This is a genomic window from Actinocrinis sp. (genome assembly GCF_035650855.1).
GTDB lineage: Bacteria > Actinomycetota > Actinomycetes > Streptomycetales > Catenulisporaceae > Actinocrinis.
Window position 1 is genome coordinate 1 of sequence record NZ_DASRGV010000388.1, and the last position, 23,118, is coordinate 23,118.

The window sequence follows — 23,118 nt, forward strand, 5'->3', positions numbered from 1 at the left end:
GGTCGCGGTCCGAGTCCTTCTCGATCTTCGCCTCGGGCTGGCCGGTGTGCAGCGCGGTCAGCTCGATCATCCGGCGCTTGCTGCGCAGCAGCCGCTCGGCCTGGATCTTGATGTCCGAGGCGGAGCCGCCCAGGCCGGCCGAGCCCTGGTGCAGCAGGATCTCGGCGTTCGGCAGGGCGAAGCGCTTGCCGCGGGTGCCCGCGGTCAGCAGGAACTGGCCCATCGAGGCGGCCATGCCCAGCGCGACGGTGGCCACGTCGTTGGAGATCAGCTGCATGGTGTCGTAGATCGCCAGGCCCGCGGTGACCGAGCCGCCCGGGGAGTTGATGTAGAACCAGATGTCCTTCTCCGGGTCCTCCGCGTTCAGCAGCAGCAGCTGGGCGCACAGGGTGTTGGCGATGTCGTCGTCCACGGGGGCGCCGAGGAAGACGATCCGGTTGCGCAGCAGCCGGTTGAAGATCTGGTCGTTGAGCCCGCCCGGGCCGTCGAGACCCGCCATGCGCGGAGCCCTGTCCGAATACGGATTCGTCACGTCGTCCACCTGTCTCGCTTCAGAAGACCCGTTCTACTGAAAGCGACCCTAACCCGTGCCACTAACGTGACGACGGATTAGGGCCGCTTGTTCGCTGCAGGCTTACGCGTGGTCGTGCCCGTAATGCTCGTCCCCGAGCTCGCGGCCGAACGCGTCCGGGCCCTCGCCGAGCGCCGGGGCGTCCAGCTCCGAGAGGTCGACCGCATTCCCCGACGCGTCCTTGATCTGGGCGTTCTCCAGGATCAGCTGCAGCGCCTTGCCGCGACGCACCTCGCCGACCAGCGCGGGCACCTGCCCGGAGTCGACGACCTGCTTGGCGAACTGGTCCGGGGTCAGCCCGGAGCCGGAGGCGCGGCGGATCAGGTGCTGGGTGAGCTCGGCCTGGTTGACGCTCAGCTCTTCCTTGTCGGCCAGCCGGTCCAGCACGAACTGCGCCTTCATGCCCTCGCGCACCTGCTTGTCGAGGTCCGCGGCGAAGGCGTCGGCGTCCTGGTCCTGCAGCTTCAGGAAGCCCTCACGGGTCATCCCGGCGCGCTGGATCTGCTCGTCGAGCTGCTCGTTGCGCCAGGCGATCTCCGCCTCGACGGCCTTGGCCGGCAGCGGGACCTCGACCTTGGCCAGCACGTTCTCCAGCACCTTGTCCCTGGCCTGGGCGCCCTGCTCGAACTTCTTGGCCCGCTCGAGCCGACCGCGGATGTCGGCGCGCAGCTCCTCGAGCGTGTCGAACTCGCTGGCCAGCTGGGCGAACTCGTCGTCGAGCTCGGGCAGCTCGCGGGCCTTGACCGCGCCGATGGTGACCTTGATGTCGGCCTGCTCGCCGGCGTGCGAGCCGCCGACCAGCGTGGAGACGAACTGCGCGGTCTCGCCGGCGCTCTTGCCGATGATCGCCTCGTCGAGGCCGTCCACCATGCTGTTCGAGCCGACCTCGTAGGAGACGCCGGTGGCGGTGCCGTCCTCGAGCTCCTCGTCGTCGATGGTCGCGACCAGGTCGACGGTCACGAAGTCGCCGTCCTGCACCGCGCGCTCGACGCCGGTGAGCGTGCCGAAGCGCTTACGCAGCGCCTCCACCTGCTCGTCGATGTTCTCGTCGGTGACCTCGACGTCCTCGACCTCGACCTCGACGCCCTTGTAGTCGGGCAGGTCGAACTCGGGGCGCACGTCCACCTCGGCGGTGAACTTCAGCTGCTCGCCGTCGGCGAACTCGGTCACCTCGACCTCGGGGCGGCCGACGACCTCGAGCTTGGCCTCCTGGATGGCCTGGCCGTACAGCTCCGGCAGCGCGGAGTTGATCGCCTCCTCGAGCACGGCGCCGCGGCCGATGCGCTGGTCGATGACCCGCGGCGGCACCTTGCCCTTCCGGAAGCCCGGGACCGTCACCTGCTCGGCGATCCTCTTGTACGCCGTGTCGAGGCTGGGTTCGAGCTCGGCGAAGGGAACCTCGACGGTGAGCCGGACCCGCGTGGGGTCGAGGGTCTCGACGGCGCTCTTCACAGCAGTGATCTCCTCGCTGGGACTACTTCTCGGTAGCAAGCGCGTGCTCGGGGTGTGGTCACGCCGTATGGAAGCGTTGCGGCGGCGGCAGGCATACCGAGACGCGCGCCGCATCGCGCTTGCGCGGGTATCGTACCTTGCCGACCCCGGCCGGGTGATAAAAGCGCAGATCACGACTGACCATGACGGATCGTCACAGGTCGGCCGCGCCCCGCCGCCACCGATCGCGCTTCAATCGGCCGAAGACCGCCCGAACGCCCGCCTGGCGACGGCCCACGTGGACAGCGCCGCAAAGAACGCGATGAAGATCGCCGATGGCATACGCGTGCCGTCCGCGGAAACGAAGTCTCCGCCGTACACGCCGTCGAACAGCACCGCGAACCACATCGCCACAATGGCCACGGCACCCCAGAACTGCGGTACCAGCACCAGGGAAGCGGTACCGGTTCGAGGCGGTTTCACAGCGGAAGTCTCATTCATCATCGTTGCCATGACTCCTCCTTCCCTCGGCTCCACTCCACCTATCAACAGCTTGTGCCTCTAGAGGAGTAAGCCGCGCCACCGAAGGACGTTCGTCACCGATTCAGCGGACAGCCGGAGAATCGATACCGATCCGGCGCGGTCTGGAGGATGTGGCCCGCTCGGTCGCAGGAGACTGAGTCGCTGCGGTCACCTGAGCGCAGGTGACCGCCATCGCGTTGATCACAGGGTCGGGGTGGCCGGATTCGAACCGACGGCCTTCCGCTCCCAAAGCGGACGCGCTACCAAGCTGCGCCACACCCCGCTGACGAACGGGGGAAGCGTACCGGTTCGGCGGCGCGGCGCGCATCGCGATACTTGTCGGCGGGCGCGGCGCGGGGCGCGGCGCGGGGCGTGGGCGGGCTGCGCGCGGGGTGTGGCGCGGCGGGGGTGATCTCGGGTGCAGGCGGCCTCGCGGATATGGCAAGATGGGGCGGCACTGCGGACGTAGCTCAATGGTAGAGCCCCAGTCTTCCAAACTGGCTACGCGGGTTCGATTCCCGTCGTCCGCTCTCTGGTCAGGCGCCCCGCACCGCGAAAGCGGTGACGGGGCGCTCAGTCGCTCAAGCGTTCGTCACACTGCGGTCACAGTATTGGGAATCAGGGCAACGGCTGGGGACCGGGCGGAGTCTTCTCCCGGGGGGAACTGACGGGGGCTCCAGCTGAGCCGGTAGTGGGAGGGAAAACCGCGCATGTCCGACGATCGATCGCCGGTGAACGGTTGGTTCCGCGACGAGCCAGACGTCGCGGCGCCGCACGCTTCCGCCGCGCCGCAGGACGCGCCCTATTCCGCTTCGGGCCGGCCGCCGGTTTCGCCGCAGCCGTACTCCTCTCCCGACGACGCTCCGACGCAGGTGGGCGCGATTCCCGCGATGCGGCCGCAGCCGCAGCAGAGCGTCAGCACGGTGTACGGACGCGGACAGACTCCAGTGCCTCCGATCCCGCCTGGGCCACCCACGCCCTTCCGGGGCCAGGACTTTTACTCGGCGCAGCCGCCGTTCCACGGTCAGGGGCAAGGCCCGGCACCCCTTCCAGCGCAGCCGCAAGGGGCGGGCCAGGACCCCGAGTACAGCTACCCGGAGTACGAGCCGCACCCGCACGACCGCCGCGCGCAGGCCCGCGTTCGCAAGCCGGTGCTGGCCGGCGGCGCGGTGGCCGGCGCCGCGGCTCTCGGGTTGATCGCCTACCTGGCGCTGAGCGGCGGTTCGCCCGGCAAGACCGCGAACACCGCGGGAGGCGGCGCCGCGGCGTCCCCCTCCCCCACGCACACCAGCTTCCAGCCGACCAGCGCCGACCCGGCGACCGCGGCCGAGCAGACCGCGACCGCGTTCCTCAACGCCTGGCAGTCCGGCGACCTGCAGGAAGCCGCGAAGTACACCGACGACCCGACCGACGCGCTCACCGCGCTGACCGCGTACAAGTCCGGGCTCAATGTCAGCGCCCTGGCATTCAAGCCGCAGCCCGCTGTGCTCGCGGGCGCTTCGGCCTCGGCGACCCCGAACGTCGGCGGTGCCGGGACCAGCCCGAGCGGCGGCACGTCGAGCACGAGCCCGTCCGGGACCGTGGCGTTCTCGGCGACCGCCACCGTCGGCATGACCGGGCAGAACACCACGATGCCCTGGACGTACAACTCGAGCGTCGTCGCCTACAAGCAGTCCGACGGCTGGTCGATCCGCTGGAACCCGTCGATTCTCGCGCCAGGACTGACCGACGGCCAGAAGCTCGCCGTGGTGCCGGTGCAGCCGGGGGTCGGCAAGGTGGTCGACGCCGCGGGCTCGAAGCTCTCCTCCTACTCGGACGCCTCGCTGCAGACGATCGCCGGCACGCTGGCGAAGAAGGCGCCGAAGGGCTCCGGCACGGCTGGCGTCGCGGTGCAGGTGATGGACGCCTCCGGCAACGCGGTCGGCACCACGCCGCTCGCCATGCTGCAGAAGCCGGTCGACGCCTCGGTGCTCAAGACCACCATCGACCCGACCGTGCAGGCCCTGGCCCGCTCCGCGGTGGGCATGTTTCCGCGCAGCTCGATGGTCGTGCTGCGGCCCTCCACCGGCGCGATCCTGGCCGCGGCCAACAGCGCGGGCAGCGGGGACACCGCGCTGACCGGGGGCCTGGCACCCGGGTCCACCTTCAAGATCGTGACCAGCACGGCGCTGCTCAACCACGGCATCGTCACGCTGTACTCGCCGGTCTCCTGTCCGCTGACCTTCACCGTACAGGGCGTGGTCTACCACAACAGCAGCGACGGCACCGGCAAGAACGAGGAGTCCGAGCCGCCGGGCACCCCGTTCATCACCGACTTCGCGCAGTCCTGCAACAACGCCTTCACGCAGTTCTACAAGCAGCTCGAGGGCGGCAGGCTGGCCGGCACCGCGTCGACGTACTTCGGCCTGAACCAGGCCTGGGACATCGGCCTGGGCTCGAACCAGTACTTCAGCATGCCGGGCGGATCCAGCGGCGCGGAACTGGCCCAGGAGGACTTCGGGCAGGGCCGGGTCGTCGCCTCGCCGCTCGCGATGGCCTCGGTGGCCGCGACCGTCGGCACCGGCTCGTTCCACCAGCCCTACCTGGTGAACGGTGTGACGAAGGTTACGGCGGACGCGCTGCCCTCCGGCACCGACTCGAGTCTCAAGGCCATGATGCACGCGGTGGTGCTGAACGGGACCGCGGCCGGGGTCTTCAGCGGGGTGTCCGGGCCGCTGTACGCGAAGACGGGCACCGCGGAGACCGACGCGAACAAGGACGGCAAGACGAACGCGTGGATCGTCGTCTACGACCCCAACCTCGACGTCTCCATCGGCGTGGTCGTGCAGGACTCCGGCTTCGGTGCGACGTACGCGGGGCCCGAGGCGAGGTACGTCCTGGCGCGGCTCTGAGCGCTGCCGACGGGGTTTCCGGCCCGGGAAGCTGGGCACTGGCGCAAAAGCACCATATATAGGATGCAACGCAGAGCGTCCGTACCGCGTCATTTGTAAAGACGCTGTGCAATCGTGGCGCCGCGGGTGGACAGCGCCGTGCGCGGCTGACGCTCTGTGAAGCTCTGGGGTGCGCGCCGACGGAAGCGTGCGAGTCCACGGGAGGGACCGGACATTGACCGACGAGACCAGGCCGGGCCGCGCCGCGAGCGGACCGCAGGAGCCGGACGACGCGCTGGACTCGTGGTTCCGTCCGCAAAGCGCGCAGGAGCGGTCCGCGGACGACCCGGAGGAGTCCGGCGGGGAAGCGGAGTCCGCCGCGGAGTCCGGTTCTGACGACGGCGCGGCAGAGGCGAGTTCGGACACGGACAAGGCCGACCCGGACCAAGCGCTGACCCAGGCGTTGCGCACGGCGCCGGACAACGACAAGGGCGCAGCGGACGGCGACAAGACGGAGAAGATCTCGCGCGAGGCCGTCGAGGAGGCCAGGTCCAAAGCCGGTGAGGGCCCGGACGGCCCCAGGACCCCGATCCCCGGCGCGGACGACCGTACGCAGGTGATACCGGCCGCAGTGAGCCCGCCTCGTCCGTATGCGGCCGCGGCGCCTACGCAAGCGATCCCGCGCGCCGACGTGCCGCTCGCATCGCAGCCTCCGCAGTCGGACATGGCGGTACGCGGCGGATCGACCCGTCCCGTGCCGAACTACAGTCAGAGCTGGACGCCGCAGGCGGAGCAGGCGCCGTATCAGCCGCGCCAGCCGCACACCTATCCCACGCCTCCCGGCCAAGCGCCGATACTTCCGGTGCGGCCCCCTGACGACTACGACGATTTCGACGACTACGAATACGACCAGGCGGCGCCGAACGGGAAGCGTCCCGGCCGGTCCCGCCGCCGCCGGGGGCTGCTCGTCGGCTCGGGCGTCGGGGTCGTGATCCTCGTGATCGCCGCGCTGATCCTCACCGGAACGGTCAATGTGCCCGGCGTCAGCGCCAAGCCGGTGCCCACCGTGGGCTTCTCCCCCAGCGGCGCCGACGCCGGCACCGATGCGACGCAGACCGGCACCGCGTTCCTGACCGCCTGGCAGAACGGCAGCTTGAAGACCGCCGCGAACATCACCGACGACCCGACCGCGGCCCTGGCGCAGCTGACGGCCTACAAGAACGATCTGAAGGTCAGCAGCCTGTCGCTGATGCCGGGCACCGCGAGCGCGGCCGGCTGGATGACGTTCAACGTGATCGCGCAGGTCGGCAGTCCGGCCGGCCAGTGGTCCTACAGCTCGGGCATGGCCACGTACTCCAAGAGCATCAACGGCTACACCCGCTGGTTCGTCAAGTGGCAGCCCAGCGTGCTGTTCACCTCCCTCAAAGCCGGTCAGAAGCTCGCCCTCGGCCAGATTCCGGCCACCGCGAACAAGGTGGTGGACAGCCACGGCAACGAGATCACCAGCGCGAACGCGCCGAGCCTCAACGGGATCGTGAGCGCGCTCGAGAAGGCCGCGCCGACCACGGACGGCACGCCGGGCCAGAAGGTGCAGGTCGAGAACGCGGACGGCTCCGTCGCCTCGACCGTGGTGAAGGTCTCCGACCCGGTCAACACCAGCGCGGTCAAGACGACCATCGACCTGAACGTGCAGGCGGCCGCGCAGACCGCGGTGAATCAGGCCAAGAACAGCTCGATGGTGGTCATCCAGCCGTCCACGGGCAACATCCTGGCGGTGGCGAACAACCCGCCGAACGGCCTGGACACCGCGATGGTCGGCCGTTACGCGCCGGGTTCGACCTTCAAGACCATCACGACGACGATGGTGCTCAACAAGGGCATCATCACGGACCTGAACCAGACTTGGGACTGCCCGGCGACGCTCAACGCGGACGGCATCACGCTGCACAACAGCGAGCAGGAGGCGGGCGTCGGCAAGTCCTTCCTGTGGGACTTCGCGCAGTCCTGCAACAACGCCTTCAGCCGCTTCGGCAGCAGCAGCGGAGTGAGCAAGAGCGTGCTGGCGCAGACCGCGCACGACTACTACGGCTTCGACCAGAAGTGGGACGTCGGCCTCGGCCAGCCGACCGTCTACGGCCACGTGCCGACCTCGTCGTCCAACAGCCTCGCCGAGGAGCTGGTCGGCCAGGACCAGATCACCGCCTCGCCGCTGACGATGGCCTCGGTGGCGGCGACGATCGCGGACGGCTCGTTCAAGCAGCCGATCCTGGTGCCGGGGACGTCGCAGCTCGCGCTGACGCCGCTGCCGGCGAACACCGACGCCAACCTCAAGACGCTGATGCACGAGGCGGTCGCCTCCGGCACGCTGGCCGGCGTGCTGACCCAGTCCGGCGCGTACGGCAAGACCGGTACCGCCGAGGTCCAGGGCAAGACGCCGAACAGCTGGACCATCGCCGTGCACGGGGACTTCGCGGTCGCCGCGCTGGCGGTCGGCGGCAACTTCGGTGCCTCGACGGCCGGTCCGGAGTGCAACACCCTGCTGAAGGCGGTGTCGTAGAAAGACGTAGCGCTGCGGCGTTGTTCCGGCCGACTAAAGCTTCGCCGCGGCCGCGATGACGGCGTCGACCAGGTCGCACGCGGCTACGCCCTCGCCGCGGGTGAAGGTGACCGTGTCGTCACCGAGCCGCCAGGCCTTCGCGCGCGCCAGGAGTTCGGCGTATTCGGGCAGCAGCCGCGCGGTGTAGTCGGCTGATTCGGTCTTCGAGATGATCTCGCCGGTGGCGATGGTGCAGTGCAGGCGACCGGGCCCGAGCAGACCCCAGACCACGAAGGCGGGCAACGCCGGAGTGTCCGCGGGCCATACGCCGTCAAGCCCCCGCATCTGCCAGGCCCACGGCTTCCAGTAGTCCTCCATGAGGTTGGCGAGATTCCATTCGCGCAGCCACACCGCATCAGGGGCGACGCCGAGTTCGGCCGCCGGAGTGCCTTGCACCGTCACACCGTGCCGGTGCAGCGTGGCCCACAGAAACGGGTCGGGGTGGTAGTTGTCGCGTTCGAATACCCCGTCGTACGCGTGCGGGAAGCCACTGCCCTGCCGATCAGGACGGCGCCCGAGGGCGTCCTGGGGGATGTACGTCGCGTCGCGATACGGCTCGTAGGGCGTTTTGGCGTGCACAGCCGCGAGCGCGTCCATGTCGGCGTCGGTGAGCCGACGGCTTGTCACCACGAGGATGTCCAGATCGCTGCGCCATGGCTGCCAATCGCCGAGCGCGAGGGATCCGGTCAGATAGACGCCCTGGTAGAGGCCGGGGAGCGCCTCGTCGAGGTTGGTGAGATATTCGTCGAGGGCTGATTGCGCGTCAGGCGGCAGCGGCTGCGTCGTCGGCATCGGCCCAGCGTAGCGACGAGCTAGCTGGTGGGGCGGGTGCGCCAGACGAGCACCAGCGCGCGGTCGTCGTTCGTCTTGCGGGCGACGGCGTCCACGATCCGGGCCGCGCCGCCGGAGAAGCCCTTCGTCTGCAGGGTTCCCGCCGCGCCGAGCAGCCGGTCGAGGCCGATGGCGAGGTCCTGGCCCGGCTGCTCGATGAGACCGTCGGTGAACAGCATCAGGCCGTCGCCGTATTCGAGACGGCCGCGGGTCGGCTTGTACTCGGCATCCGGCAGCACGCCGAGAACCGGGCCCGGCGTCTCGCACAGCGACCAGCGGCCGGCGCCGGCGGCCAGCTGCGCGATCGGCGGGTGTCCCGCGCTATAGCACTCGAAATCGCCAGTCTCCAGGTCGACCACGAGGTGCACGGCGGTGGCGAAGCCCTCCTCCCAGCCCTGCCGCAGCAGGTACCGGTTGGCCGAGGCGAGGAACTGCGGCGCGGGCACCGAGCCGAGCAGGCCGCCGAACGCGCCGGAGAGCAGCAGCGCGCGCGTGCCCGCTTGCAGGCCTTTGCCGGAGACGTCGACTAGGCCGAGTTGGAGGCGGCCGGGTCCCTTGCGAAACTCGCCCTCCGGGTCGAGGGTCTCGACATCACTGCGGGCCGCGATGAGGAAGTCGCCGGCGAAGGACTGGCCGCCGGCCGATTTGAGGGCCAGTTCCAGATGCCAGCCCTCGGGGAGCCGGGGCACCTGGCCCTGCGCCCGCAGCCGCTCGCGCAGGTCGAAAAGCATGGATTCGCCGCGGGTGCCGCGCACCCCGAGCCGCACCCGTTCGCGCGACATGACCAGCACGATCAGCGCCGTCGCGCCGATCAGCAGGATCGTGCCGGGGGTCGGGCGGGCCGGATGGCTCGTGAGCGCGTCGATGACGACCACGAGCGCCGAGGCCACCAGCAGCACCAGCTGCGCGGTGAACCGCAGCATGAAGCCGCCGAGCAGCAGCGGCAGCGTGACCATGGAGGGCTGGGCCCACACGGTGTGGAAGTGCGCCAGCACGCCCACGGCGGCGGCCAGCGCGATGAGCGCCGGCAGCAGGAACGCCTCGGACTGCGGCGCCGTGTGCCGCAGCCAGAAGGAGAGCGCGGCGACACGACGGGGCCGAGCGCGCGGCCGGTCCTCCGCCGCGCGGTCCACCGACGCCGTCACCGCCATGCAGGGGACCCTATCGAGACAGTGCGCACAGCGTCACCACGCGGCGCCTCTTCGGCATAGTACGGCGTCAATTCAATCACCCGATCGAGTGGGCACGTGAATATCTCAGGCAGCGCGCGGCGCAGTTCAGCGGCCGCGCGCTGCGCTGACGGAGTGAAGATCGGCCGGTGCGGCGCTGACTATTCGGGCAGGGCGGGCAGCTCGCCGGTCCGCTCGTACTCGGTGAGCATGCCGATGCGGCGGGCGTGCCGCGGATCGCCGCTGAAGGGCGTGGCGACGAAGAGCTCGACGAAGCGCACCGCCTCCTCGACCGGGTGCATCCGGCCGCCGATGCTGATGACGTTCGCGTCGTTGTGCTGCCGGGCCAGGGTGGCCGTCTGCTCGCTCCAGACCAGGGCCGCGCGCACGCCGGGAACCTTGTTCGCCGCGATGACCTCGCCGTTGCCGGATCCGCCGATCACGATGCCCAGCGTGCCCGGCTCGTCGGCCGCACCCTTGGCGGCGCGCATCACGAAGGGCGGGTAGTCGTCGGTGGAGACGTACTCGTGCGGCCCGCAGTCGACCGGCTCGTGGCCGAGTTCCTTGAGCCGGTCGAGCAGGCGGTTCTTCAGTTCGTAGCCGGCGTGGTCCGAGCCGAGGAAGATTCGCATGGGCACAGTTTCCCATCCCGCGCCCACGCTCGGCGCCGCGCCGGAACTCAACCGAGGCGGCCGAGCAACCGCCAGGTGCCGGGCAGCAGGCCGGAGGCGAGGGCGATCTTGAGCGCGTCGCCGAGCAGGAACGGCGTCAGGCCGAGCGAGATCGCGGCGCGGGCCGAGACGTGCAGGGAGAGTGCGAGATACGTCACGCCGACCGCGTAGATCACCACGTTGCCGGCCACCATCGTCAGCGCCGTCTTCCACGGCGAGCGGTCCGCGCCGAATTCCGAGCAGCGCCCTATCAACGCTCCGGCAAGGACGAAGCCGATGAGGTAGCCCAACGTCGGCGCGTGGATCGAGCCGGTGGCACCGCCCGCGAACCAAGGCATGCCCGCGAAGCCGGCCGCGAGGTACAGCGCCATCGAGGCCGCCGCGCGCCGCAGGCCGAGCGCGGCGCCGACCAGCAGGACGGCGAAGGTCTGGCCGGTGACCGGGACCGGCGAGCCGGGCACGGGGATGGACACCTGCGCGGCCAAACCGGTCAGTACCGCGCCGCCGAGGACCAGGGCGAGCGAGCGCGTCCAGGCGGCGCGGCCGGGCAGCAGGTCGGCGAGGACGAGGCGCGGCCCGCGTATGCCGGTGGCGGAGGTGGGCACGGCGACAGCCATGAAGACTCCCGGGTTCAATAACGGATGCCGATCCGGTGAGCTCGGATTCGGCTCGGTCGCCTCCACGCTAGTGATCAACCACCCGCCGCCCGATCGCCGCGGCCGACAAATCCCGGTCGGGGACGTTGTGAGGTACCGCTCGCCGAGCCCGGACGGATTGCCGGCGACCGATGCCGGCCCCACAGGCGACTCACAGGAAGCCCCCAGGTACGGCACAGTGGAAGCGCATACCTTGTGCCGGGCCGCGGCATTTCCGACAGGGGGCTTAACGTGATGAGCGAGCGCCAGAACGGCAAGCCTGAGGCGCGCATCCTGGTCGTGGACGACGAGGCGGCGATCACCGACCTGGTCGGCCTCGCGCTGCGCTACGAGGGCTTCGAGGTCGCGACGGCTGGCACCGGCCGCGAGGCGCTGAGCAAGGCCGCCGAGTTCGCCCCCGACCTCGCGGTCCTCGACGTGATGCTGCCCGACTACACCGGCATCGAGGTGTGCGGGCGGCTGCGTTCGCAGGGGGTGAAGTTGCCGGTCGTCTTCCTGACCGCGCGCGACGCGACCGAGGACAAGATCAATGGGTTGACGGTCGGCGGGGACGACTATGTCACCAAGCCGTTCTCCCTCGACGAACTGATAGCCCGCATCCGGGCCGTGCTGCGGCGCACGCGTCCCGAGCTGGAAGACGCCCGGTTGGAGTACTCCGATCTGATCATCGACGAGGACGCGCACGAGGCCCGGCGCTCCGGCGCGACGCTCGATCTGACCCCGACCGAGTTCAAGCTGCTGCGCTATCTGCTGGTCAACGCCGGCCGGGTGATGTCGAAGGCGCAGATCCTCGATCACGTGTGGCAGTACGACTTCGGCGGCGGCGACAACGTGGTCGAGACGTACATCTCCTACCTGCGCAAGAAGGTGGACCGCGACCGGCCGCCGCTGATCCACACCGTCCGCGGCGTCGGTTATTCGCTGCGGCTGCCGAAGGAGTGACAATGCGCCGGCCAGCGCTGCCCAGCCCCTCCGGGATCCGGCGCCGGTTGCGCCTCCCGCACTTGCGCCGCGCCCGCACGCTGCGCAAGCGGCTGCTGCACACCCTGCTCACGCGGCTCGCGCTCGGTCTGACCGTTGCCGCGATCGGCACGTTCTTCGCGGTGCACACCGTGCTCCAGGATCGGCAGGACACGCAGCTCAACGCCACCGCGAAGCTGTTCAACACGTACGTCGCGCTGCAACCGCCGGGCAAGCTACCCGACTTCACCACCGAGAGTTCCGGCACGCAGACCGCCAACCCGGCGATGAACTGGCACATGCTCACCGCCACCGGGATGCTGCCGATGTTCTTCCAGGTGCGCGATGCGGCGGACCACGTGGTCTTCTCCGCGTCCAGCGGTCCGCAACCGGTCGTCCCGAAGACCTTGCCCCTCGGTCCGCCGGGCTCCGGAGCGAACCACGACGGCGCGGCGCTGTTCAGCGTGGACTCGGTCAGCAATGTGCATCCCGGCTACGCGTTCCGGTTGCGTGCGTCCCGGCTGCCCGGTGGCCGCGGCTACCTGGTGCTCGGCATGACCGAATCCGATCTCAACGCCTCGATGCACGCCATCGCCGTGATCGAGTGCGTCGCCTGGCTGCTGGCGTTCGTGATGGTCGGCGTGATGGCCAATCGCCGGATCAAGCGCAACCTCAAACCGTTCGAGCTGATGGGCGATCAGATCGTGGCGATCGGCGCCGGAGAGCTTGACCGCCGCGTCGATCCCTCGGACGGGGTGACCGAAGTCGGGCGGGTCGGCGCTTCGGTGAACGCGATGCTGGCGCGGCTGGAGCGGGCCTTCCGCGAGCAGCGCTCCTCGGAGGAACGCCTGCGTCGCTTCATCGCCGACGCGTCGCACGAGCTGCGCACGCCGCTGGCGTCGATCCGCGGCTATGCGGAGCTGTTCCGGCGCGGCGCTGCCTCCCGGCCGGAGGACCTGGCCCTGGCGATGCGGCGGATCGAGTCCGAGTCGGCGCGCATGGGCGTGCTGGTCGACGAACTGCTGCTGCTGGCACGGCTCGACTCGGGCCGGCCGCTCGGCCGCGGCGCGGTGGACCTCGGCGCGCTGGCGCGCGATGCGGCCCGCGATTCCCACGCCGCCGGGCCGCAGTGGCCAGTCGAGGTGAACGTGCGCGTCGAGCCGGAGAGCGAGCCGGTCGACCAGGGTCATGTGAAGCGGGTCGAGGTCTGCGGTGATGCCGATCGACTGCGGCAGGTGCTGGCGAATCTGCTCTCGAACGTGCGCGCCCACACGCCGCCGGGCACGCCGGTCTCGATCATCGTGCGCCGAGTGGATGACACCGCGATCGTCGAGGTCGCCGACGCCGGCCCCGGCCTCACCGAGGAGCAGCAGGCGAAGGTCTTCGAGCGCTTCTATCGCGCGGACGCCTCGCGAAAGCGGGGCGACGGCGCGGGCGGCTCAGGGCTCGGACTCTCGATCGTGGCGTCGGTGGCGCAGGCGCACGGCGGCACGGCCGAGGTGCGCTCGGTTCCCGGCGGCGGCACGGTCTTCACGGTGCGCCTGCCCGTCGAGGGCCCCTCCGCACCTGGGGCAACTCTCACAGGGCTCTCACAGGAACCACACAGTGCCCAACCAGGCGCTCCTGGTTCGCTCTCGGATAGTGCGCCGCGGGTAGAGGCGGCGCGTGATCACGGGAGTAGGAGGGGGTCGGGTTCCATGGAGAGGCTCTCGACGTTCGTCACCACCCACCGCAAATGGATCTACGGGCTGTGGGGCGTCGCGTTCATCGCCGGAATCGCCGCGTCGAGCACGCTGTCCAACCATCTGGACAAGACGTTCTCGATGCCCGGCCAGCCGAGCTATGTGGCCAATCAGGCGATCGTCGCCGAGTATGGCAACGGGGGCATGGCCACGCCGCTGGTGCCCGTCGTGAAGCTGCCGGCCGGGGTCTCGGCGACCGATCCGCGGGTGACCGCGGCGTTCAGCTCGCTTGACGGCATCCCGCAGGCGCGGGTGGCTGACTACGCGAACACCCACGACCCCAAGTTCATCGGCTCGGACGGCCGCACCACCTTCGCGCTGATCTTCACGCCGGGCGGCGGGGGCATGGGGTCGACGCAGGCTGCGGACGCCATCTCGGCCGCCGCGCAGCAGAAGCTGACGGCCGCGCTTCCGGCCGGCTCGACCGTGCTGATCACCGGCGAGCAGCCGCTGCAGAACAACGGCTCGGGGTCCGGCAAGGGTTTGAGCATCCTCAACGAGATCCTGCTCGGCGGCGTCGGCGCGCTGGCGGTGCTGCTGTTCGTTTTCGCCTCGCTGCTGGCGCTGGTTCCGCTGCTGGTCGCGGCGGTCTCGGTGCTGACCGCGTTCCTGGCGATCCTGGGCATCACCGAGATCACCTCGGTGTCGATGATCGTGCAGTTCCTGGTCGGCCTGATCGGGCTCGGCGTGGCGATCGACTACTCGCTGCTGCTGGTCACCCGCTGGCGCGAGGAACTGGCGCACGGATACGACAACGACACCGCGGTACACCGCGCGATGGCGACGGCCGGCCGCGCGGTCGCGTTCTCCGGCGTCACGGTCGCGCTCGGCCTGCTCGCGCTGGTGATCCTGCCGGTGCCGTTCCTGCGCTCGATCGGCTACGGCGGCATGATCATCCCGCTGGTGTCGGTGTGCGTGACGCTGACGCTGGTCCCGGCGCTGCTCTCCGGCATCGGCAAGCGGCTGGACTGGCCGCGCATCCGGCACGAGGACAAGGCCTCGCGCAGCTGGACCGCGTGGGCGCGGTTCGTGGTGCGGCGCCGCTGGATCGCCGCGATCGGCGCACTGGTGGTGCTCGGCGCGCTGGCGATCAACACCACTGGCCTGAAGATCGGCGACCCGTCCTCGGACTCGCTGTCGCAGAGCGGCCCGGCGCACGACGCCGTGGTCATGCTGCGCGACGCGAACATCCCGACCGGCGTGCTGACGCCGCTGGAGATCTACGTGCCGAAGTCGGCCTCGACGCAGACGGCGACGAGCGCCGCGGCCGGCGTCTCAGGCATCGACTTCGCCGCCGCGCCCGCCGGCCAGGCCTGGAGCCGGCCCGGCTCCTCGCTGGTGCTGGCCGTGCCGAACCCGGAGGGCACCAGCACGGAGGGCGAGAACACGACGCGGGCGCTGCGCGGGGCGCTGGCCACGGCCGTGCCGGGCGCGATGATCGGCGGCATCGGCGGGGTCGAGGTGGACATGATCCACGCGGTCTACGGCAACTTCCCGCTGATGCTGGTGCTGCTCGGGCTGCTGACCTTCGTGCTGCTCGCGCGGGCGTTCCGGTCGATCGTGCTGCCGCTCAAGGCGGTGCTGCTCAACCTGCTCTCGCTGGCCGCGGTCTACGGCGCGCTGGTGCTGATCTGGCAGAAGGGCTACGGCTCCAACGCGATCTGGGGCATCCCGGCGACCGGCGCGATCACCGGCTGGATCCCGCTGATGGTCTTCGCCTTCCTCTACGGGCTCTCGATGGACTACGAGGTCTTCATCCTGGCCCGGATGCGCGAGGAGTACGACCAGACCGGCTCCACGCCGCGGGCGGTGGTCACCGGCATCGGCCGCACCGGACGGCTGGTCACCTCGGCCGCGCTGATCCTGTTCCTGGCGATGGCGGCGCTCGGCTCGGCCCCGAACACCGACATCAAGATCTTCGCCACCGCGCTCGGCGCCGGCATCCTGCTGGACGCGACCATCGTGCGCGCGCTGCTGGTCCCGGCGCTGATCTCGCTGTTCGGCCGGTGGAACTGGTGGATGCCGGTGTGGGCGGCGCGCATCCTGCGGGTCGAGCCGTCGCCGGCGCTGCGTGAGACCGACGGCGCCGTCCTGGTCAGCGGCGGCGGCGAGGCCGCGGCGGCCGTTCCGCCGGCCGGCGCGCCCGACTCCGAGCCGGAGCACACCCGGGTCTGACTCAGGCTCTTGTCAAGCTGCACCACGGCGAAGGGTTCGTCCCGCGAGCGGGACGAACCCTTCGTCACTTTAGTTCGCCGAAAGCTCAGTCGAAGATAGGCTCGCGGGTGCGCGTCCGCTTGAGTTCGAAGAACCCATCGGTGCCGGCGACCGCCAGCACGCCGTCCCACAGCTTGGCCGCGTCCTGGCCGCGCGGGATCGGCGAGACCACAGGACCGAAGAACGCGACGCCGTTGACCGAGATGACCGGCGTGCCGACCTCGTAACCGACCTGGTCCATGCCCTGGTGGTGCGAGGCCTTGAGCGCCTCGTCGTACTCGGTGGACTCGGCTGCGTCCGCCAGCTCGGCCGGCAGCCCGGCCTCCTCCAGCGCCGCGACGATGACCTCGCGCGTGAACTCCTGCTTCTGGTGGTGCCTGCGCTCGCCGAGCGCGTTGTACAACGGCAGCAGCGCCTCGCTGCCGTGCGCCTGCTCGGCCGCGATGCACACGCGTACCGGACCCCAGGCGGTGTCCATCATCTTGCGGTAGTTCTCCGGCAGGTCGCGGTCCTGGTTCAGGTAAGCCAGCGACATCACATGCCAGCGCACGTCCACCGGCCTGACCTTCTCGACCTCTAGCATCCACCGCGAGGCGATCCACGCCCACGGGCACAGCGGGTCGAACCAGAAGTCGGCGACGGCCCTTGCGTCCTCATGCTCGGTCACTACAGTCTCCCTCATTCACGTGGCGCGGCATTCCACCATGACACGGCGCCGCTCGATCGAGCGCTCGCTCAACGACGGGGCTCACTCAACAACGGGGGTACAGCGTTTAGCCTTGCGAACAGCTAGCCGTCCGCATCGATTCCGCGACGCCTGAAGAGGGCCTCCCGTGCGAGGATCGAGACACCAATCCAGCACCTACGCGTAAGGAGCCGTGCAGCAAAGTGCCCGGTACCAATCTCACCCGCGAGGAGGCGGCCGAACGGGCCCGCCTCGTGTCGGTCTCGTCCTACGAAGTCGAGCTCGATCTGACCACCGGACCAGATACCTTCGCGTCCACCAGCGTCGTGCGCTTCTCCGCGCAGCCCGGTTCCGCCACCTTCGCCGACCTGGTCGCGCCGAGCGTCGAGGAGATCGTGCTGAACGGCCGCGCGCTGGATCCGGCGGCGGTGTTCGCCGACTCGCGCATCGCGCTGGACGACCTGGCCGCGGACAACGTGCTGACCGTCCGGGCGACCTGCGCGTACAGCCACACCGGCGAGGGCCTGCACCGCTTCGTCGACCCGGTCGACGGCGGCGTCTCCCTCTACACCCAGTTCGAGGTGCCGGACGCGCGGCGCGTATACGCGAACTTCGAGCAGCCGGACCTGAAGGCCACCTTCCAGTTCACGGTGACCGCGCCCGAGGGCTGGGAGCTGTTCTCCAACTCGCCGACTCCGGAACCCGAGCCGCTGGGCGAAGGGCGCGCGGTGTGGCGGTTCGCGCCGACCGAGCGGATCTCGACCTACATCACGGCGCTGGTCGCGGGCGACTACCACGTGGTGCGCGACACGTACACCTCGGCTGACGGCACCGTCGTCCCGATGGCCGTGGCGAGCCGCAAGTCGCTGGCCGAGTTCCTGGACGCCGAGGAGATCCTCGACGTGACCAAGAAGGGCTTCGACTACTACCAGCAGCTGTTCGACTTGCCCTACCCGTTCCCGAAGTACGACCAGCTGTTCGTGCCCGAATACAACGCGGGCGCGATGGAGAACGCGGGCTGCGTCACCTTCCGGGAGGACTACGTCTTCCGCTCGAAGGTCACCGACGCGGCCTATGAGCGGCGCGCCGAGACGATCCTGCACGAGCTGGCGCACATGTGGTTCGGCGACCTGGTCACCATGGAGTGGTGGAACGACCTGTGGCTGAACGAGTCGTTCGCCACCTACGCCTCGGTGCGCTGCCAGGCCGACGCGACCCGTTGGGCCGGTGCGTGGACGACCTTCGCGAACGTCGAGAAGACCTGGGCCTACGCGCAGGACCAGCTGCCCTCGACGCACCCGATCGTGGCCGAGATCCGCGACCTGGAGGACGTGTACGTCAATTTCGACGGCATCACCTACGCCAAGGGCGCCTCGGTGCTCAAGCAGCTGGTGGCGTACGTCGGCGATGAGGCGTTCGTCAGCGGTCTGCGAACCTACTTCCGGCGGCACGCTTGGGCCAACACGCGGCTCTCGGACCTGCTCGGCGCACTGGAGGAGGCGTCCGGGCGCGACCTGGGGGCGTGGTCGAAGGCGTGGCTGGAGACGGCCGGCCCGAACACGCTGCGCCCGGTGTTCACGCTCGACGACTCCGGCGCCTTCGCGAGCTTCGCGATCGCGCAGGAGGCCCCGGCCGACTACCCGACGCTGCGCCCGCACCGCATCGCGGTCGGCCTCTACGAGCGTAAGCCCGAGGGCCTGGTGCGCATCCAGCGCATCGAGCTGGACGTGGACGGCGCGCTGACTGAGGTGCCGGAGCTGGTCGGGGTCAAGCAGCCGGACCTGGTGCTGCTCAACGACGACGACCTCTCCTACGCCCGCATCCGCTTCGACGAGCGGTCGGTGTCCACGCTGGTCGAGTCGATCGGCGAGTTCGCCGAGTCGCTGCCGCGCGCGCTGAGCTGGGTCTCCACCTGGGACATGGTGCGCAACGCGGAACTGCCCGCGCGCGACTACGTGGCGCTGGTCATCTCCGGCGCGCAGCGGGAGACCGACATCGGCGTGCTGCAGTCGCTGCAGCGGCAGGCGAAGACCGCGATCGACCTCTACGCGGCCCCGGGCTGGCGCGAGGAGGGCGCGGCGAAGTGGGCCTCGTTCGCGCACACGCAGCTGTTCGCGGCGCAGCCCGGCAGCGACGTGCAGCTGTCCTGGGCCCGTGCCCTGGCGGCGGTGGCCCGCTCGTCCGAGCACCTGGACCTGATCTCCGGGCTGCTGTCCGGCACCGAGCAGGTCGAGGGCCTGGTCGTGGACACCGAGCTGCGCTGGGCGCTGCTGCACCGGCTGGCCGCCACCGGCCGCGCCCCGGAGAGCCAGATCGCGGCGGAGGAGGAGCGGGACCCGACCGCGGCGGGCAAGCGTCACGCGGCGTCGGCCCGCGCGGCCATGCCGACGGTCGAGGCGAAGGCCGCGGCGTGGGCGTCGATGGTGGACTCCGACGAGCTGCCCAACGAGACGCTGATGGCGGTCGTGCTTGGCTTCCGGCAGCCGGACCAGCGGGAACTGCTCGCGCCGTACGCGGACAAGTTCTTCGCGATCGTGGCGGACCTGTGGGCCAAGCGCACCCCGCACATGGCGCAGCTGCTGGTCAACGGGCTGTACCCGTACCTGATCGTGGAGCAGCGGGTCGTCGACGCGGTGGACGCGGTGCTGGGCGAGGACGAGAGCAGGGTTCCGGCCCCGCTGCGCCGTCTGCTGCTGGAGCAGCGCGATGGCACGTTGCGGACGCTGCGCGGACAGGCCCTCGACGCCGCCGGCCGCGGCTGACAGGCGTCACCACCAACTTCAGGGCTCCGGGAGCCCGGACACTCAATCCGCGCTCCCGGAGCCCCTTTCCTCAGGCTCTCAGCCCTCGTATTCGTAGAAGCCCTTGCCGGTCTTGCGCCCCAGGGCGCCCGCGGTCACCATCCGGTTTATCAACTCCGGCGGCGCGAACTTCAGGTCGTGCGTCTCGGTGTAGATGTTGCGGGCCGCGTTGCGGATGATGTCCACGCCGGTCAGGTCGGCCGTGGCCAGCGGACCCATCGCGTGCCCGAAGCCGAGCTTGCAGGCCAGGTCGATGTCCTCGGCGGTGGCCACGCCGGTCTCCACCAGGTGTGCGGCCTCCACGATCAGCGCGGTTATCAGGCGGGTGGTGACGAAGCCGGCCACGTCGCGGTTCACCACGACGCAGGTCTTGCCGACCTCCTCGGCGAAGGCGCGGGCGGCGGCCAGTGTCTCATCAGAGGTCTTATAGCCGCGCACCAGCTCGCACAGCGCCATCATCGGCACCGGTGAGAAGAAGTGGGTCCCGACGACCGATTCCGGCCGCTCGGTGACCGCCGCGACCTGCGTGATCGGCAGCGCGGAGGTGTTCGTGCCGAGCACCGCCCCGTCCTTGCAGATCTTGTCGAGCTCGCGGAACACCGCGTGCTTGACCTCGATGTCCTCGAACACCGCCTCGACCACGATGTCGGCCTCGCCGGCCGCGCCGAGGTCGGTGGTCGTGGTGATCCGGCCGAGCGCAGCGTCCGCGTCGTCCCGGGAGATCTTGCCCTTAGTGGCGAACTTGCCGAGCGAGGCCTCGATTCCGGCCATCCCCCGGGCCAGCGCCTCCGGTGTCACGTCGCGCAGCACGACGTCGTACCCCGCCACCGCCGACACCTGGGCGATCCCGGACCCCATCAGGCCCGCTCCGATCACGGCGAGCTGCTTGGCCACCCTGCCACGCTCCTTCACTCGATGCATGCATGTGTGTCTGCGTCACTTGCGCCGGAGACATAACCCGCTCGTGACGTGTCACGTCGCCTGACGCCACTACTCGGTGGTAACCGACGCTCGCAGCCTACCTGGCGCCGCTGAGCGTCCGATGTCCCGGCCTACAGCGCGGAATGAAGGCGGCTAAAGTGCCGACATGGTGAACCTGACCCGGATCTACACGCGCACCGGCGACGACGGCACGACCAACCTCGGCGACATGAGCAAGACCAGCAAGAACGACCCGCGCTTGATCGCCTACGCGGACGTCGACGAGGCCAACTCGGCGATCGGCGTGGCCGTCGCGCTTGGCGGCCTGCCGGCGGAGATCACGACGGTTCTGCTCAGGATCCAGAACGAGCTGTTCGACGTCGGGGCCGACCTGTGCAACCCGGTGGTGGAAAAGCCCGAGTTCCCGCCGTTGCGGGTCGAGCAGCAGGACGTCGACCGCCTGGAGCGCGACTGCGACCGCTTCAACGAGGACCTGCCGAAGCTGCGCTCGTTCATCCTCCCCGGCGGCACCCCCGGCGCGGCCCTGCTCCACGTCGCCCGCACCGTCACCCGCCGCGCCGAGCGCTCCGCGTGGTCGGCGCTCGACGTGCACGGCGACACGATGAACGCGCTCACCGCCAAGTATCTCAACAGACTGTCAGACCTGCTGTTCATCCTGGCCCGCGCCGCCAATCTGGGCACGGTCGGCGATGTGCTGTGGCAGCCTGGCGCCACGCGGGCAGCCGATGAGGCCGGCCAGAACGGCGGCGAGAGCTAGCGCGAGGACCGGAGTCCAGCTGGGCACCTGGCACCTCGAGCACCGCGCATCATCACGCCTACTCTTCCCAGACGGAGACGAGAGGTAGCCCGCGCTCGGTCCGTGCCGCATCGACAATCCGCTGAATGAACTCGGTCTTCGCCTTGGTGTACGCCAAGCCCTCCGCACCGCGAGCGGCCAAGTCACGCTTCAGCGCGCCGTACTCTGCGGCGTCAGCGCGACTGCGGCGCAGGTAGTCGCGCAAAAGGATCTCGTTGCGCGTGTCGAGCGTGTCATCCGGGACGACATGCAGATGATGCGCGCGCCGCCCATCACGATCGCGGTAGAAGAAAAGCCGTCCGGGCATGCCGGTGTCGGCCGCGAGGTAGCCGATCGCAGCCAGCTTGTCGGCCAGCGCCCCCGTGACGTCGAGGGAGCCGGCGTCGAGCAAAGCGGTCCCGGCCATCAGATCGATGACAGGCTTCGCCGCAAGCCCCGGCACCGAGGTCGACCCGACGTGCTCAATCCGCGTGAACGCACCCGGCAGCGCCTCCATCAGTTCACTGATCGCCTCCGCCTCGAGCGCAGGCCAGCGCGGGTCGTAGTCCGCGATCTCGATCCCCATACCGGAGAGGCTATTGCGCCCGGCAAGTCGATTTCCGCGGTCTATGTCTCGCTCAACGGGACAACCCGCCCACCCGCCGCCGCCCGCCGTCCTGCGTTTCCTCAATAAACCCCTGCGCTGACATCTTCGCGACGCGGCTTTCCTGCAGCGGCGAGTCTCGTTCACCACACCACTGGGCCACAGACGCCCTTGCGCGCTGCTAGTCCCGCGATAGCTTCGCCGACGCTCGTTGAGGCGAGACAAGGACACGCGTGCACAGGTTTTCCACACCCCCACGCGCAAACGCCGATCAGCGCGCAGCAGGCCCGCGCGATCGCGTTCGGGAAGGACGCTCACCGCCCCGGACGGCGCGCTGCTGCACGCGGAGGCCGCACCTACCGGCCCACCGCGAGCGTGGACCGTCTGGTGCGGCTGCGGGACCGGCACTGCACCTTCCCCGGCTGCGCCATGCCCGCGGCGGTTTCCCGGAGCGTGGGTAGCGAGAAAACCTGTGCACGCGTGTCCCGGTCTTGCGTCAACGAGCGTCGGCGAAGTTATCGCGAGACGCACAGCGCACAAGGGCGTCTGTGCTCCAGTGGTGTGGTGAACGAGACTCGCCGCTGCAGGAAAGCCGCGTCGCGAAGATGTCAGCGTGGGGTTTTATTGGGGAAAGCAGGACGGCGGGCGGCAGTGAGGGGGGTTGTCCTGTTGAACGGGACATGAGGTCCGGGCTAAGCCGGACGCTGCAGTTGAACAAATTCGCCCGTCAGGAAACGCGGCTGACGTCCTGTCCGGGGGGCGCGGCCTCCAGCCACGACAGGAAGCCGGTGAGCGCGTCGGGGGACATGGCGAGCTCCACCAAGCCGGTGCCGAACTTGCACTCCACGATCGTCCAGCCGGGGAAGAGCGCCAACTCCTCCTGGCCCTCCGCGTCGCGGCGGCCGACGACGTCGAGGTCTCGGCGGGTGAGCACCGCAGCGGGGCGGTACGCGTAGGAGAAGATGCGGTACCAGTCGATTCGGTCGTTCTCGTATTGCGCTATTCCGTAGGACCAGCCTCGGCCCGCGCGAACGGCCGACGCGCTGAACGGGGTGCGGGTGCCGCGCCGGTGCGGTTC

General features: G+C 69.8%; 17 protein-coding genes and 2 tRNA genes. 7 read left to right on the forward strand and 12 right to left on the reverse strand.

Features of this window, described 5'->3' with window-relative positions; all coding sequences use genetic code 11:
* From VFB40_RS27285 to VFB40_RS27300, 4 genes are all read right to left on the reverse strand, one after another.
* The coding region (locus tag VFB40_RS27285) for an ATP-dependent Clp protease proteolytic subunit (protein ID WP_324855728.1) at positions 1 to 499 on the reverse strand (499 nt) is incomplete at its 3' end.
* A 135-nt stretch (positions 500 to 634) separates the two neighbouring features.
* Complete coding sequence (tig, locus tag VFB40_RS27290) at positions 635 to 2,023, reverse strand: trigger factor (RefSeq protein WP_324855695.1); 1,389 nt, start codon at positions 2,021 to 2,023, stop codon at positions 635 to 637.
* Positions 2,024 to 2,254: 231 nt separating this feature from the next.
* Positions 2,255 to 2,515: a hypothetical protein gene (locus tag VFB40_RS27295; protein WP_324855697.1), complete on the reverse strand. Its 261-nt coding sequence runs from the start codon at positions 2,513 to 2,515 to the stop codon at positions 2,255 to 2,257.
* 218 nt (positions 2,516 to 2,733) lie between these two features.
* A tRNA-Pro gene (locus tag VFB40_RS27300) sits at positions 2,734 to 2,807 on the reverse strand.
* 176 nt (positions 2,808 to 2,983) lie between these two features.
* On the opposite strand from VFB40_RS27300, the gene VFB40_RS27305 reads away from it, so the two are divergent.
* The 3 genes from VFB40_RS27305 (at position 2,984) to VFB40_RS27315 (ending at position 7,951) form a co-directional block, all read left to right on the forward strand.
* A tRNA-Gly gene (locus VFB40_RS27305) sits at positions 2,984 to 3,054 on the forward strand.
* 180 nt (positions 3,055 to 3,234) lie between these two features.
* Positions 3,235 to 5,415 carry a penicillin-binding transpeptidase domain-containing protein gene (locus VFB40_RS27310; RefSeq protein WP_324855699.1) on the forward strand — a complete coding sequence of 727 codons (2,181 nt, stop codon included), beginning with the start codon at positions 3,235 to 3,237 and terminating at the stop codon, positions 5,413 to 5,415.
* Positions 5,416 to 5,629: 214 nt separating this feature from the next.
* Positions 5,630 to 7,951: a penicillin-binding transpeptidase domain-containing protein gene (locus VFB40_RS27315; protein WP_324855701.1), complete on the forward strand. Its 2,322-nt coding sequence runs from the start codon at positions 5,630 to 5,632 to the stop codon at positions 7,949 to 7,951.
* 33 nt (positions 7,952 to 7,984) lie between these two features.
* Here VFB40_RS27315 and VFB40_RS27320 read toward each other — a convergent pair whose 3' ends face one another.
* From VFB40_RS27320 to VFB40_RS27335, 4 genes are all read right to left on the reverse strand, one after another.
* Positions 7,985 to 8,782 (reverse strand): nucleotidyltransferase domain-containing protein, encoded by a 798-nt coding sequence (locus VFB40_RS27320; protein ID WP_324855703.1) that lies wholly within the window; start codon positions 8,780 to 8,782, stop codon positions 7,985 to 7,987.
* Positions 8,783 to 8,802: 20 nt separating this feature from the next.
* Positions 8,803 to 9,972, reverse strand: a complete 1,170-nt coding sequence (locus tag VFB40_RS27325; protein ID WP_324855705.1) for a SpoIIE family protein phosphatase — start codon at positions 9,970 to 9,972, stop codon at positions 8,803 to 8,805.
* A 179-nt stretch (positions 9,973 to 10,151) separates the two neighbouring features.
* Entirely contained in the window at positions 10,152 to 10,622 is a 471-nt protein-coding gene (locus VFB40_RS27330; protein ID WP_324855707.1) for a ribose-5-phosphate isomerase, read from the reverse strand.
* A 47-nt stretch (positions 10,623 to 10,669) separates the two neighbouring features.
* Positions 10,670 to 11,278, reverse strand: coding sequence for a biotin transporter BioY (locus tag VFB40_RS27335; protein WP_324855709.1), 609 nt, complete (start codon positions 11,276 to 11,278; stop codon positions 10,670 to 10,672).
* Positions 11,279 to 11,551: 273 nt separating this feature from the next.
* Between VFB40_RS27335 and VFB40_RS27340 the strand changes: the two genes are divergently transcribed.
* Both VFB40_RS27340 and VFB40_RS27345 read left to right on the forward strand, forming a co-directional pair.
* Positions 11,552 to 12,259 (forward strand): response regulator transcription factor, encoded by a 708-nt coding sequence (locus VFB40_RS27340; RefSeq protein WP_324855711.1) that lies wholly within the window; start codon positions 11,552 to 11,554, stop codon positions 12,257 to 12,259.
* Positions 12,260 to 12,261: 2 nt separating this feature from the next.
* Positions 12,262 to 16,194, forward strand: a complete 3,933-nt coding sequence (locus VFB40_RS27345) for an MMPL family transporter (RefSeq protein WP_324855713.1) — start codon at positions 12,262 to 12,264, stop codon at positions 16,192 to 16,194.
* Positions 16,195 to 16,279: 85 nt separating this feature from the next.
* Here the strand turns inward: VFB40_RS27345 and VFB40_RS27350 are convergent, their stop codons facing one another.
* Positions 16,280 to 16,915, reverse strand: a complete 636-nt coding sequence (locus VFB40_RS27350; protein WP_414642160.1) for a mycothiol-dependent nitroreductase Rv2466c family protein — start codon at positions 16,913 to 16,915, stop codon at positions 16,280 to 16,282.
* A gap of 206 nt (positions 16,916 to 17,121) precedes the next feature.
* On the opposite strand from VFB40_RS27350, the gene pepN reads away from it, so the two are divergent.
* Positions 17,122 to 19,680, forward strand: a complete 2,559-nt coding sequence (pepN, locus tag VFB40_RS27355) for an aminopeptidase N (protein WP_324855718.1) — start codon at positions 17,122 to 17,124, stop codon at positions 19,678 to 19,680.
* Between the two features lie 78 nt (positions 19,681 to 19,758).
* Here the strand turns inward: pepN and VFB40_RS27360 are convergent, their stop codons facing one another.
* Positions 19,759 to 20,613 (reverse strand): 3-hydroxyacyl-CoA dehydrogenase family protein, encoded by an 855-nt coding sequence (locus tag VFB40_RS27360; protein WP_324855720.1) that lies wholly within the window; start codon positions 20,611 to 20,613, stop codon positions 19,759 to 19,761.
* 193 nt (positions 20,614 to 20,806) lie between these two features.
* Between VFB40_RS27360 and VFB40_RS27365 the strand changes: the two genes are divergently transcribed.
* Entirely contained in the window at positions 20,807 to 21,418 is a 612-nt protein-coding gene (locus VFB40_RS27365) for a cob(I)yrinic acid a,c-diamide adenosyltransferase (protein WP_324855722.1), read from the forward strand.
* 58 nt (positions 21,419 to 21,476) lie between these two features.
* On the opposite strand, the gene VFB40_RS27370 is transcribed toward VFB40_RS27365, so the two are convergent.
* Both VFB40_RS27370 and VFB40_RS27375 read right to left on the reverse strand, forming a co-directional pair.
* Positions 21,477 to 22,022, reverse strand: coding sequence for a GrpB family protein (locus tag VFB40_RS27370; RefSeq protein WP_324855724.1), 546 nt, complete (start codon positions 22,020 to 22,022; stop codon positions 21,477 to 21,479).
* A gap of 745 nt (positions 22,023 to 22,767) precedes the next feature.
* Positions 22,768 to 23,118: DUF2550 domain-containing protein (locus VFB40_RS27375; protein WP_324855726.1), on the reverse strand; the 351-nt coding region annotated here is incomplete at its 5' end.